This is a genomic window from Pseudoalteromonas sp. SG41-2, from assembly GCF_014164535.1.
In the GTDB taxonomy this organism is placed as follows: Bacteria; Pseudomonadota; Gammaproteobacteria; order Enterobacterales; family Alteromonadaceae; genus Pseudoalteromonas; species Pseudoalteromonas rhizosphaerae.
The window spans coordinates 181,907-196,345 of sequence record NZ_JACJFK010000003.1; the positions used below are offsets into that span (position 1 = coordinate 181,907).

The window sequence follows — 14,439 nt, forward strand, 5'->3', positions numbered from 1 at the left end:
AAATCATTAGCAGCAACCAAGAGAACAATTATGAACCCTTTTATCAAATCGAGTATTGCATTAGCGTGTTGTGGTATTTTATATGCGACCCCAGCCTTAGCGGATGGTCGTGTGCAAGGTCGCATCACTGATGCCAGCCAAAGTGTGTATTTTGGCGGCGCGAAAGTATCGGTTAAAGAGTTAAACTTAAATACGGTAAGTAACCGCGATGGTTCTTTTTCATTTAATAAGTTGCCAGCGGGTGATTACACCCTAGTGGTTGATTACATTGGTGCCCCCTCGGTAGAACAAAAAATTACGGTGGTTGATTCACAAGTTTTTACACAACAAATTATAATTGGTGAGCAACAAGAAGCCATCGACAATATCATTGTTTATGGCCAAAGTGCTGGCCAAGCAGGCGCAATTAACCGCCAAAAAAACGCAACTAATTTAAAATCGGTAGTCAGTGCAGACTCGATTGGCCAGTTCCCTGATCAAAACGCAGCAGAAGCATTACAGCGTTTACCGGGTATTTTTATCGCTCGCGACCAAGGTGAAGGGCGATTTGTTGGTATTCGCGGTATTGATCCAAATTTAAACAACGTTACGGTTAATGGCTTAAATGTGCCGTCGCCTGAGGCCGGTGTTCGCTCTGTTGCGATGGATGTATTGCCAAGTGAACTAATTCAAAGTTTAGAAGTAAGTAAAACTGTTACCCCAGACATGGATGCCAGTGCTATTGGTGGCTCTATCGAAGTAAAAAGCTTAAGTGCCTTTGATAAAGCAGGTGAAAGCTATAGTTTTACTGCACAGGGCTCATATAACGAATTAGAGTCAAAAACTAGCCCGAAGCTTTCAGGTAGTTACACTAATGTTTATGAGCTTGATGGTGGTCTTGATCTAGGTGTAGCAACAGCTATTTCGTGGTTTAAGCGTGATTTTGGTTCACGTAATATGGAGACCGACGGTGGTTGGAGTGAATTTGATGTTGAAGATGCAGCAACTGGCGACAAGGTCTCATTATTTGGCGCTGAAGAAATTGAGCAACGCCAGTATCAAATTACCCGTGAGCGTTTAGGTGCAGCACTTAATTTAGATTTACACAGCGGCGCCACTGATAAATATTATTTACGCACACTATATAGTGACTTTTCTGATGATGAGTATCGCCAACGTAATGAGTATAAGTTTAGCGATGGCAAACTATTAGATAGCAACGAGAGCGGTGCAAACTTTAGTGGTGCAGAAATGGACCGCGATACCAAAGACCGTTATGAAGAACAAAGTATTCTTTCACTGGTACTTGGTGGTGAAAATCAATTAGATAATTGGTTTGTTGAATATAATGTTGGTTATTCTAAATCAGAAGAAAAAGAGCCAAACCGCTTAGATGTGACCTTTGCTGGTAAAGATATTGATATGGGCTACATTGCGCGCGTTGATACTCCATTATTAAGCCAATCGACTAATGCCCACGATTTAAGCCTGTTTGAGATGGATAAAATTGAAGCGGCCAATAACCTTAGTGAAGACGAAGAGCTTAGCTTTAAACTCGACTTCAGCCGTGATTTTGTGTGGCAAAATAATAATGGTGAATTTAAGTTTGGTTTTAAACATCAAAATCGCGAAAAGCGTAATGATGTAAAGGTTGCTATTTATGATGGCGACTTTTTAGATGCTCTTGGTAGCGACTTTGTCGCGCCTGCACCTGACTTTGATTTGGGAAGTTTTGGACCGGGCCTTGATCGCGGCGCGATTCAAGCCTTTGTGAGAAAAAATAAAGAGGCGTTTGCTTTCAATATTAATGAGTCACAAGTTGAATCTGATGGTCAAAGTTATGTAAGTAATGAAGATATTACCGCCGCTTATGCGATGGTTAGTATGGATATTGATAAGTTACATGTTGTCGCGGGCGTGCGTTATGAAGGTACTAAGTTTGAAACGCAAGGTAACCAAGTTGACTTAGTAGTCGATAAAGTCAGTGATACAGAAACGGTTACCACAACGCCTTGGCAAGTAAGTAAAGATTATGACTACTTTTTACCAAGCTTAAATTTACGCTATAACATCAGCGATAAACTAGTGACCCGTTTTGCTTATACCAATACTATCGCGCGGCCAACCTTTAGCGATTCGGCCGCTTACCAATTAATTGAAACTGAAACAGTTGAAGATGAAGGTGTAATGGTTACAGAGCGTAAAGCTGAAGTCGGTAATCCAGCTCTCGACCCTTATGAATCAATGAACTTAGACGCATCAATCGAATATTATCCTGGTTCCATTGGGGTGTTATCTGCAGGTGTTTTCTATAAAGACATCGACAACTTTATTATTCAACAAGAAGTACAAGATAACGGTGATTGGGATGGTTTTGACGAAGTAGTGCAAATGGTTAATGGCGGTAAAGCGTCATTAACGGGGATCGAGCTAAACTGGAACAAAACCTTTAAATCAGGATTTGTGCTTGGTGCAAACGGAACCTTTATTGATGCGGATGAAAAATTACCAAATCAAGCAGACACAGTGGCAAATATCATTGTGGGCTTTGAAAATCATGCTATTAGCACTCGTTTAAGCGCATCATATAAGAGTGAGAGTTTCCAGTTTGATGATGCTGATATGGCGGTTTATGAAGATAGCCACATGCAATTGGATTTCAGCAGTAAATATTACTTAAACGATAATATGAACGTGTATTTCAATGCCACCAACCTAACAGATGAGCCAATGTACTTGTACCACGGCGAAAAACGTTACAACTACCAGTACGAATCTTACGGTCGTACATTTGAGCTAGGTTTTACGTTATCTTCTTTGTAAGGTGAACATATGAGCCTGCTTAACAGTAGGCTCATTGTTGAGGATATTATGATTAATAAAACTATTCTATATATTGCACTAACCGCATGTTTAGCAACGGTGGGTTGTACAGCTCAAAGTAACAAACAAAGCAGTACTGACGTCGCAAGTATCAGTAACAAAGCCTCCGACAAGATTGAGTTTTTAGCTTTTGGTGATGGTGGTTATCATGTTGACTATCCAAAAACTAAACACATAACCAACCCTAAAAACAAGCAACAGTTTATAGCCGCAGAGCTTGCTGATTGGTTAGAGGATTATCGCCCTCGCGATGAATTTGACCATGCACCAATATATATTTATCCAGGCACTGAGATTGCTACAGAGCAAGGTGGCGCTCAGGCTGTGGGGATCGCAATGGCAAAATTGTGTGAAACAAAAGCGTGCCAATTTGCTATTCAGCTCGGTGATAACGTATACCCTGATGGTGCCGATGCTAATGATGGTAAAGACGACCAAAAACGTTTACAAGACTTAGTGTATGCGCCGCTTGAGCCATTATTTAAAGCTGAGCCTAATTTAGTGGTGTATTCCGCATTAGGTAATCATGATTGGAAAAGCTCGCGCAAAGGCGTAGCGGTACAAACGCAATGGATGGCAGAGCAAGCGAACTTTCACCTAGACGAAAAAGGCTACTATAGCTACAAAATGGGTGAGCCGGGTAACGATGTAGAGTTTTTTGTACTCGATACCAATATGTTACTGGCAGGGCAAAGTTATTATGATGTGCCGCTAAACCCAGATGGCAGCGAAGCAGATGAGCAACAAGCAATACGTGATGGCCGCGCAGATCTTGAAGTACACGACCCCCATGAAGGGCCACAAAATGATGAAGACCTAGCTCAGCTTATATGGCTTGAACAAGGCATTGCAAACTCGACTGCTAAATGGAAACTGGTTTATGGGCATCATATTTTATGGTCAATTGGGGGCACTAAATATAGTGAAGGCCACGTACTGCGTAAATTACTAATGCCAACTCTTTGCAAATATGCAGATGGTTATATTGCCGGCCACGAGCATGACTTAGAGTTACTAACCGATGATTGCTCAAAGTTTGATACCGGTAATAGCGTTGGCAAATTGCCGCTGATCATTTCTGGCGCTGCGTCTAAAATGCGTGGTAAACATACCCCGTTTGCACAGTTTCAAGAACGCCAATATCCTGAATATGATTTGCTTTGGTCAAAAAGCTTTGTATGGGGGTTTAGCCACATCAGTCTGGATAATCAAGCCAATAAGCTTGATGTGAGCTTTTATACCACGCCACGAGATTTAACGGGCAGTATTATTGATGAAGGTAGTTTTAGTTTTTCTAAACGCACTCGATAAACTTATATTTTGCATAAAAGCCAGTGTAACTACGCTGGTTTTTTGTTGTTTTAATGTGTTAAATTGTGCATTTTTTTGCATGTTTGTACATTTATTTACGGTTGCGTAAATATTTGTAAGTGGAGGTAATGCTTTGTAAATCATGGAATTATTGCTTTTGTTAATGGTCAAATTCAAACTATTAACAATAAGGAATTGATTACATGCGTGGCCCGTTATTTAAAACTGCACTAACAACCTCTTTACTTGCAACCCTAACTGCGTGCTCTGGCGATGACTCAAGCTCGAGTAAAAGTGGTTATATCCAATTATACAATGGCTCTTATAATAGCCCGTACACCCGTTTATTTATCGAAGATGCTGAACGCTCAGGCACTGATTTTGGTGGCGTTACCACTCGTCATAATTACAGTGCTAATAACTATGATGTGAGCTTTAAGTACCTTGATGCAAACGACAGTTATATAACGATCAGTGAAAAAGCAGTTTCGGTAAAAGACGACATGACCCAATTATGGGTGATGAATGGCGATTTTTCAGAGCCAACATTCAGTGAGTTAAGTTTACCAACCGGCAGTGATGAAGGGGCTATTAATTTAGGCTTCTTTAATATTGCCGGAGAAAATATTAGTTTTGATGTGTATTTAGCAAATGATGATGGCTTATTTGAAACCGCTGAGTTAATTGCATCACCACGGTATTTAAACGAACTGGCACTGCAAAGCTTTGATGAAGGATATTACACACTGTATTTAACTCAAAGCGGCAGTACTGATGTGCTATTTGAGTCTGCTTCGATTTACCTAAATGATGATGCCAGTTATGTTGCGATGATCAGATCAAGTTACGCCACTGAAGAACATGGTATTACGCTAGATCTCGTTACTTCAAGCAATACCGTAACCACGCTCAAACATCAAAATGCCCAAGGGCAATTGCGTTTTATCAATACTATTGATGATTACCCGCAAACTAGCTTTAGTGCAACGCGGGGGAGCGCAAGCAGCACTTCGCAAGTAACCGCTAATGACAGCTACTCAAACTACATTGAGCTTGCTCCAAACAGTTACAGTATTGCTATGTTAGATGAACAAGGAAATGCAATTGTTGATAACTTTTTACTAACCCTTGAGCGCGAGCAAAGTAATGTTGGTGTTTTTTATAAAGATAAAGATTACGGCCCGCGAATGATGACAGTAAAAGAAACCTTAACGCCAAGTAGCTACAGTCATAAGGTGACAGTCGTTAACTTAATTGATAGTTACGCGGGGCAAAATATTACTGACGTTGATGTGGTATTTACCCTCAATGGTGAAACCGTAGATGATGCTAAAAATATTATTGATGGCATCGATCAGTATGATCAAGAAGATCAGGTTGTCGATAATGAAATTTACACCACTTATGTGCTTTATGAAGATAATGGCCAGCAAATTGTACTCATGCAACAAGGCGATATGGACTTTAGCCAAGAAGGTAACTACATATTAATTCTTGAGCATGATGAAACAACCAGCACTGGCTATAAAATGACGCTAGAGCGAACGGTTACTGATTCGGTAGAGTAATCTTACTTTAATTTCAGCCTCGTAATAGCGAGGCTGAGATTTTTGGGTATATTTTCAATACACTTTACGTTATAAGGGAATATTAAAAGCAGTCAAGGATTGAAAAATGGACGATGTTTTAGGGCTCATAGTCATTTTATCGTTAGTTGTAGTCGCAGGCTCTATTGCCGGTTTTATTGCTTTAACGCAAATAAGTACGTTAAAGCAAGATATTGCGATGTTAAAAAAACAACTGCGTGGAGTCATGGTAGACAATACCGGGCAGCATCAAGTGTCGCTAGACATTGCTGCTAATATAACTGAGCCGCAAGTAGATCATCCGTTTACGCTAGAACAATCATCCCAAGCTGAGGCAACTTTACATCAGCAACCATCGGTAAAAAAATACGTAAACACCGCACCGACTATAATAACAACTTCTCGCCCGAAACAAGCTTCTCCCTCAGTTATTGATATTTTCTTTAGTAAATTAAAAACACAGTTCCAAGAAAATTGGATGACCTGGATTGGCGGCGTCGCGCTGGCCTTTGGTGGTATATTTTTAGCAAAATACAGTCTTGATGCCGGCTTATTATCACCAAGCTTACGACTCACCTTAGGGGGCTTATTTGGTGTCGCATTAATTGCCGGTGCCGAGTATTTACATAGAAAAGGTATTGTCTTCGAAGGCTTTAATAATTACGTGCCTGCAGCACTTGCAGGTGGCGGGTTTATTAGCTGCTTTGCATTAACGTTATTAGCTTATTCAAGCTATGCCATGTTAAGCCCAACAGTGGCGTTTGTGATGCTGGCAGTAATTGCACTGGCCGCAAGCTCTATGGCGCTGCGTTTAGGGCCTTTATTGGCCGTGCTTGGCATAGTTGGCGCTTACAGCGTGCCGATTTGGGTTAATACTGGCAGTGGTAATTTAGCTGCTTTACTGATGTACATTGGCTTTATCACTTTTGCTGCGGTATTAGTGGCGCAAAAGGTAAAACGTAATTGGCTGTGGTATTTACTATGGGCTGGGCATATTGGCTGGTATTGGGTGGCACTGAGTGTAATCAATACGCAGCAATATTGGATTGTTGGTGGTTTTGCACTGCTCTCTATTATTGGTTTAATTGCCATAGCTCGATTAGGTTTAACTTTGCGTTTATTAGAATATCGCCCACATAGTTTACAGCGATTATTAAAATTACAGCCGGATCATCCGTTATTGTTAGCGATAGTAATTCCTTTATTGCTGGCGATAATGACAGAGGCGGTGAGCTTACAATGGCAAATAGTGATGGTGTGTTTAATCGTCATGCTGTTATTTTTAGTGCTGCAAAATAGTCGTTGGGATCTTTGGCAAGGTGTGGCGTTAGTGGTTGCGATGTTATTAGTCCTTAGCCAACAACGTTATAGTGTCGATAGCAATGATCATTTGTTTGTATTTAGGGAAATGTATGGCGTAGGGTTATTACTCGCGGTTGGGCTTTGTCTATACGGGCTTTATTTTGGCGCGCGTTACTATAAACGTTTAACGTTTCATTTAGTGGCTGCGTTTAGTGTGTTTACCTTGATTGCAACGATCTATACCATAACACCCGAGCAAGGCTTAGGCGTTGCGTATCCGCTATGGACTGTATTGTTGCTAGTAACTAGTGGTGTATTAATTAAACGCGCACAAACAGCTCACACTCAATGGCAGCAGTTTAGTTATTGGGTTGGCGCTAATGCTAATATAACTCTTTGTTTAACTATGTTATTAGCCGATAGCGGGTTAACTCTCGCACTGGCTGCTCAAGTGTTGGTTATTAGCTATCTGGTGAAACGCCATGATGTGCCTATGCCGCATTGGCCTATTAAAGTGCTGGTGGCTGTGGTGCTGGCAAGGCTAACCTTTGCACCGTGGACGGCACATTATTTTGATCTAACCATATTTTCAATGCATTGGAGCGCAATTGTGTATCCATCAGCGGTTGGGTTATTTTGGTTTGCCGCAAAACAGTGGCAACAAACAGATATGAAAATTTGGCTCGAAGGGGCTGCATTACATTGCTTAGCATTATTTATCACCACCGAGACCAGCTATCAACTAGTCGGGCATTATCCACAGCTTACTTCTTTAAGCTTTTATGAGCAGGTATTACTCAGTTGTAATTGGTTAGCACTTGGCTGCGTTTATTTGCATCGGTCACACAGCGCAGGGCAACTGGGTAAACTTTATCGCATTGCAGGGCTTGCACTTGCGGGACTCGCTGGCTTGTTGTTGATAAGTACAGCATTATATGAAAATCCACTATTTATACGCCTTTACGTTGGTGAAATGCCATTATTTAATTGGCTGTTATTAACCTGGCTCGTACCAAGTATTCTTGCACTGTGGTTGGCTAAATTAGTTAAACCACTTAATGCTAAGTTTAGCCAAATAGTACTGGGTGTATCAGGGTTATTAGCAGTGTTAGCTATTAACACATTGATCCGCCAATATTGGCAAGGCGGGTTCATTTATCTTGATAAAGCGACCAGTGACGCCGAGCTATACAGCTATTCGATCATTTGGTTATTGCTTGGCGCGTTGGTGGTCATTACCGGGCATTTAAAACAACAGTTGCTACTACAAAAAGTCGGCTTAGGCATTCTCGGCGCGGTTATCGTGAAGGTATTCTTAATTGATATGGCAAGCCTAACCGGCTTGCTCAAAGCTGTATCATTTATTGGTTTAGGCCTGTCGCTCGTTGGCCTAAGCTGGCTGTTTCAAAAGCTCAGGAGTAAAGCACCAGCGGGGTAATTTAACTCAAGCAGTACACCCAATAAGATTGTTGGGTGTACTTAGTTATGTTGTTTAACGCCAATCTGTTCTAATCTTTTGCCTAGCGCCTTTCCCTTCACGTACTATGGTTTAGCAGTGCTTTTAATTTCCCTGGCTTGATTGGTTTAGACAAATAATGAATATCAGCGGCTTTAGTCGCTTGTTTTAGCTCTACGTCGCGTACTGCGGTGATTAAAATTGCCGGCACATTGGTTTGCCAAATTTCCCGCAGGGCTTTAATTAATGTAATACCATCGTGTTCATGGCCTAACTGATAATCCATTAATATTACATCCGGTGCGCTGTGTTCATTTGCGTATGCGAGTACGCCTTCAACTTGATCAAACAACTGATAATTAGCTTGCCACTTTTGTAATAAACTGGCCATGGCGTTTAGGTTTTCAGGGTCGTCATCAACGGCAACGATATTCATTGCAGAGCGCTCTTCAAACAAGCTATTGGTAACGTGTTTTTGCTGAACAAATTGGCTTTCGCCATAAGGGACTTCAATACTAAAGCAGCTACCTCTTTGCGGGGTTGAGCGCACATCTAAGCGAATCGACAGTAAATCTACCATACGCTTTACTACGCTAAGGCCAAGGCCAACGCCTTTATTGTCAGAGGCCTCTACGCGGTAGAAGTCGTTAAATATTTTTGCTTGCTCTACCTCGCTAATGCCAGGGCCGGTGTCCCACACTTCAATGCGCAGGTGATGTTTGCGTTTACGACAGGCTACTAATACTTTGCCCGTATTGGTGTATTTAACTGCATTTGATACTAAGTTCTGCACAATTCGCCGTAGATAGGTGATATCACTGTGGACAATATGCTGTCCGCTGCGCACTGTGAGCTTGAGGCCTTTTTCGCTTGTTAAAATGGCGTATTCATTGCGCAGTGGTGCGAGGATATCATCAATACTAAAATGGCGAGGGGTGGGGGTCATCGCACCTTGTTCAAGTTTGGCAATTTCTAATAGGGCTGACATTAAATGCACTGTTGAATCGAGGCTGGCACCGAGCTTTTCGAAGTTATTGATATTATTATCAGCGAGGGATTTTTCATCTATCGCAGCAAGGTATAAACGGGCGGCGTTGAGCGGTTGCAAAATATCGTGACTTGCTAAAGCTAAAAAGCGGGTTTTACTGTCATTGGCTTGCTCTGCTTCTCGTTTTGCTAAAGTGAGTGCTTGCTCTGTTTGTACGCGGCTTTCTATTTGTGCTTCGAGATCTTTATTGATAGTTCGAATTTCTTGGGTACGCGCTTCAATACGATTTTCCAAATCCATATTCACTTCTTCAAGTGCATTTTGTGTGGCAATGTGAGTGGTAATATCTGAAAAGCTAGTAACAAAGCCGCCATCAGGCAGTGGGTTACCGATCATTTCGTACACTAGGCCGTTACGACGGTGACGGATAAAGTGATGCGAACTACCATTTTTTAAATGTTGCACGCGCTTTTCTACTTGGCGTTCTATTTCACCAGGGCCACATTCACCGCGCTCGGCATTGTAACGAATAATTTGCTCAATCGGTTGTCCTACTTCTAAAAATCCTGTTGGGTAATTAAACATTTCTGCGTAGCGCTTATTCCACGCAACAAGATTAAGCTCTTTATCAACAACTGAAATACCATGACTGAGATTCTCTAAAGAGGTGAACAACAGGTTTTGGTTAAACTGTAGTGCTTGCGTTGTTTCATCAAAAAAGTTAACCACTTCTTCAAATGCCATACGCTTGCCCGATGCTACCGTGTGGATCAAAGCTTGCGCTGAAGAGGCGCCTAATACACCAGTCAAGGCGCGTTCGCAGTAAGCTATAAACTCAGGGTCGGGGTGAGTGTTATTGTCTCCGAGTTGGTGAGTTAGTGAAAAATGCGTCAATACTTGTTGGCTACGCTGGACTCCTAAAAAGGTTTGTAACAGTACTTTAAAATCGTATACCGTGGCTTTCACGTTTTTGTTTAAACGTCTTGCAAGTACTGCTTGCTCCTTGGGATTAACGAATGCTGCAGCTTGAATTTTATCAATTAACCGCTCATCAGCTCCCAGTGAAAAACTAATATAACAGCCAATATTGGCAAATAAAGCGATCAGTGTGCCGCGGGTAATAAGGGTTTGTTGTAGTTCGGTGTCAAGTGTATTACCTGCATCTAAAATAGGTAACATTAAAAATAATATCCAACAAATCAACCCCGCTAATAAACCAGCATAAACACCGTAGGCATGGCCTTTGCGCCAGTATAGGCCGCCCACAATGGCCGGTAATAATTGCGTTACTAAAGAAAATGCCACTAATCCCATGCTGGCAAGTGCTTTGCCGTGACCAAACCATTGCTGATAAAAATACGATAAGATCAAAATACCGGCGATGGTAAAACGTCTTACCAGTAATATTTGTGGCTTATAACTGCTGGTGATCAGGTTGCGTTTGAATTTACGTCGCAGCATCAGCGGTAATACCACATCATTTGAGATCATAGTACTTAGGGTCAAAGTGGCAACCACAATCATCGCAGTCGCCGCAGATATTCCGCCAATAAACACAAACGTGGTAAGCAATGCATTGTCATTCATTAATGGCAGTGCCAATACAAAACTATCAGGAGAGAAGCTATTGCCGATCTGTGGATGAATAGCTGCGGTGGCTATTGGTAAAATCATTGCTGCAGTCAGCAGTAAATACAGTGGAAATGCCCAACGAGCGGTAAATAGGTGACGTTTGTCTTGGTTATCAACCACAGTAACGTGAAATTGTCGTGGCAAACAGATGATTGCAGCAGCGGCCATCAGTGATTGGCCAATAAAGTTAAAGCTTAAAAAGTTAAAATTATTCCAATGTTGCCATAAAGATTCTTTTATTTGTCCTTCATTAGCAGTGGGTAAATTATATAAGGTGTACACCGCCAAAGCCGCCACTGCTACTAGTGCCAGTAGTTTTATCATTGATTCAAATGCGACTGCGAGCATTAATCCTGAACGGTATTCGGTTACATCAACTTTACGGGTGCCAAAAAATATTGCGAACATTGCCATGATCAGGGTGGCAGAAAGCGCGACCATTGAACCCGATATTTTATTGTCACTTTGTAGTAGTAAGAAGCTGTTGCTCAGTGCCTTTAACTGTAAGGCGATATAAGGAATAGTTGCTAGTAGCGCAATCATAGTCACCATAATGGCGGTGGTTTGACGCTTACCATAACGGGCAGAGATAAAATCGGCTATGGTGGTGATATTTTGTTTTTTACTCACTAGTACCAGTTTGCGCAAAAATCCTTGTCCGAAAAAAAACAACAGTGCAGGACCAAGTAGAATAGGTAAATAGCTCCAACTACTGGTAGCTGCAGTACCAACAGAGCCGTAATAAGTCCACGAAGTACAGTAAATACCCAGCGAAAAGGAGTAAACAAAAGGGTGATGGCTAATTCGTTTTGCCAGCGGTGTGGTTTTATCGCCCCAGTTTGCTAGCCAAAACAATATGCCAATGTACGCTAAAGCGACAAAAATTAGTGCAGCAGTCATGTTTTTATTCAATTTTTATTATGTTATTGCACACCATACCAGAAGTTTTCACTATTTTGAGCTGTCAATTTTTGTGAGTATTCTGAAAATAAACATATTTATTTGATATATATGAGAAATTTAATGTTTTATTGATGTATTAGACTAATGTCGCAAGTGTGCAATATAACCTGGATGAATAGTTAAAATCACCGAGTGGAAAGACTTAACATTATGATAGAAAACGTTTTTTACTTTTTTGTAACAAGCGCTTCAGTATAGTTTACGTAAACGTTAACTTGTTGTTACGACTATGGTCTCAATTCAATATTGTTCAGGCATTGCTAAGTTTATAGCCGAGAATAAATCGAACACATCACTTTTTACAGATGTTAAAGAGGAAATAAAAAATGGCTTTTAAAGATGAAGAACAAGCAAAAGCTTATTGGGCGGAAAACATTTCACTGCTGTTTAAATTATTAGCAGTTTGGTTTGTCGTGTCGTTTGGCTTTGGCATATTACTGGTTGATGTACTTAATGAAGTGCGTTTCTTTGGGTTTAAACTTGGCTTCTGGTTCTCCCAGCAAGGCGCGATTTACACCTTTGTGGCTTTGATTTTTGTGTACGTTTTCAAAATGAATACGTTAGATAAAAAATACGGCGTAGACGAATAGGAGCTAAGCAATGGATGTTCAAACACTCACGTTTATAATTGTCGGGTTGAGCTTCGCGCTTTATATCGGCATTGCAATTTGGGCCCGAGCAGGCTCAACAAAAGAGTTTTATGTAGCAGGTGGTGGTGTTCCGCCTCTGGCTAATGGTATGGCAACAGCCGCTGACTGGATGAGTGCTGCGTCATTTATCTCAATGGCGGGTATCATCTCTTTTGCAGGGTATGATGGCGGCGTTTACTTAATGGGGTGGACCGGTGGTTATGTACTACTTGCTATGTGTTTAGCACCTTACTTACGTAAATTCGGCAAGTTTACTGTGCCAGACTTTATCGGCGACCGTTACTATTCACGCACCGCGCGTTTAGTGGCAATCTTATGTGCCATCTTCATTTGTTTTACGTACATTGCAGGGCAAATGCGTGGTGTAGGCGTTGTATTCTCACGTTTCTTAGAAGTTGAAATTGAAACTGGCGTTTACATTGGTATGGTTATTGTCTTCTTCTATGCGGTACTCGGTGGTATGAAGGGCATTACTTATACCCAAGTAGCACAGTACTGTGTACTGGTATTTGCTTACCTTGTTCCTGCCATCTTTATCTCTATGATGATGACGGGTCACTTCTTCCCACAAACAGGCTTTGGCGCGACATTAATTGGCAGCGATGGTGTATACGTACTTGATAAACTGGACGGTTTAAGTGCTGAACTTGGCTTTGCACAATACACTGAAGGCTCTAAGAGCATGATTGATGTGTTTGCTATTACTGGTGCCTTAATGGTTGGTACTGCCGGTCTTCCTCATGTAATCGTACGCTTTTTCACTGTACCTCGCGTTAAAGATACGCGTATTTCAGCGGCATGGACTTTAGTATTCATTGCGATAGTTTACACAACAGCACCAGCGGTTGCAGCATTTGCCCGTGTTAACATGATTGATACCATAAATGGTAAAGACGGAAGTGGTACTGAATACGCTGAAGCACCAGTATGGGTAAAAAATTGGGAAAGAACGGGCTTAATCACTTTTAATGATAAAAACGGTGATGGCAAAATGTTCTACACAGCAGGTAAAATTGATGATCCAAACAGCGCTAACGAAGTTAACGTTGACCGCGACATCATGGTACTTGCTAACCCTGAAATTGCTAACTTACCAGCATGGGTCGTGGCACTTGTGGCCGCCGGTGGTATTGCTGCGGCACTATCAACAACAGCAGGGTTACTGTTAGTTATTTCGACTTCGGTATCGCATGATTTACTTAAGCGGACCTTAAAACCAGACATTAGCGATAAACAAGAGTTACTCGCAGCGAGGTTGGCAGCCATGGTTGCGATTGTTATCTCCGCTTACTTTGGTATTAATCCGCCTGGATTCGTGGCGTCGGTGGTGGCATTTGCATTCGGCTTGGCCGCAGCAAGTTTCTTCCCGGCGATCATTATGGGTATCTTCTCTAAGAAGATGAATAAAGAAGGTGCGGTTCTAGGTATGGTTACAGGTATTACCTTTACTGCGGCATATATCATCTTCTTCAAGTTCATCAGCCCAGAACTAAATAGCCCTGAGCATTGGTTCTTAGGTATTTCACCGGAAGGTATTGGTTTAGTAGGTATGATTATTAATTTCTCAGTTGCAGCAATCGTACTTAAATTTACTGCCGATACACCGCTTGAAATTCAAGAAATGGTTGAAAGCATTCGTAATCCTAAAGGTTCTAGTGAAGCTCACGCTCACTAATAACGCTGATACTC

7 protein-coding genes are annotated in these 14,439 nt (G+C 41.5%); 6 read left to right on the top strand and 1 reads right to left on the bottom strand.

Annotation, left to right across the window (positions count from 1 at the left end; genetic code table 11):
* Positions 1–30 precede the first annotated feature (30 nt).
* From H5186_RS03615 to H5186_RS03630, 4 genes are all read left to right on the top strand, one after another.
* Complete coding sequence (locus tag H5186_RS03615) at positions 31–2,802, top strand: TonB-dependent receptor (protein ID WP_182794135.1); 2,772 nt, start codon at positions 31–33, stop codon at positions 2,800–2,802.
* Between the two features lie 48 nt (positions 2,803–2,850).
* Positions 2,851–4,173, top strand: a complete 1,323-nt coding sequence (locus H5186_RS03620; RefSeq protein ID WP_182794136.1) for a metallophosphoesterase — start codon at positions 2,851–2,853, stop codon at positions 4,171–4,173.
* Positions 4,174–4,376: 203 nt separating this feature from the next.
* On the top strand, positions 4,377–5,741 hold the full coding sequence (locus tag H5186_RS03625; RefSeq protein ID WP_182739729.1) for a hypothetical protein: 1,365 nt from the start codon (positions 4,377–4,379) through the stop codon (positions 5,739–5,741).
* A gap of 106 nt (positions 5,742–5,847) precedes the next feature.
* Positions 5,848–8,499 (top strand): DUF2339 domain-containing protein, encoded by a 2,652-nt coding sequence (locus H5186_RS03630; protein WP_182794137.1) that lies wholly within the window; start codon positions 5,848–5,850, stop codon positions 8,497–8,499.
* A 97-nt stretch (positions 8,500–8,596) separates the two neighbouring features.
* On the opposite strand, the gene H5186_RS03635 is transcribed toward H5186_RS03630, so the two are convergent.
* Positions 8,597–12,037 (bottom strand): PAS-domain containing protein, encoded by a 3,441-nt coding sequence (locus H5186_RS03635; protein WP_182761379.1) that lies wholly within the window; start codon positions 12,035–12,037, stop codon positions 8,597–8,599.
* Positions 12,038–12,426: 389 nt separating this feature from the next.
* Here H5186_RS03635 and H5186_RS03640 point away from each other — a divergent pair, with 389 nt between their 5' ends.
* Entirely contained in the window at positions 12,427–12,690 is a 264-nt protein-coding gene (locus H5186_RS03640) for a DUF4212 domain-containing protein (protein WP_004586074.1), read from the top strand.
* Positions 12,691–12,700: 10 nt separating this feature from the next.
* Positions 12,701–14,425, top strand: a complete 1,725-nt coding sequence (locus tag H5186_RS03645; RefSeq protein WP_182739726.1) for a sodium:solute symporter family protein — start codon at positions 12,701–12,703, stop codon at positions 14,423–14,425.
* Positions 14,426–14,439: the final 14 nt, after the last annotated feature.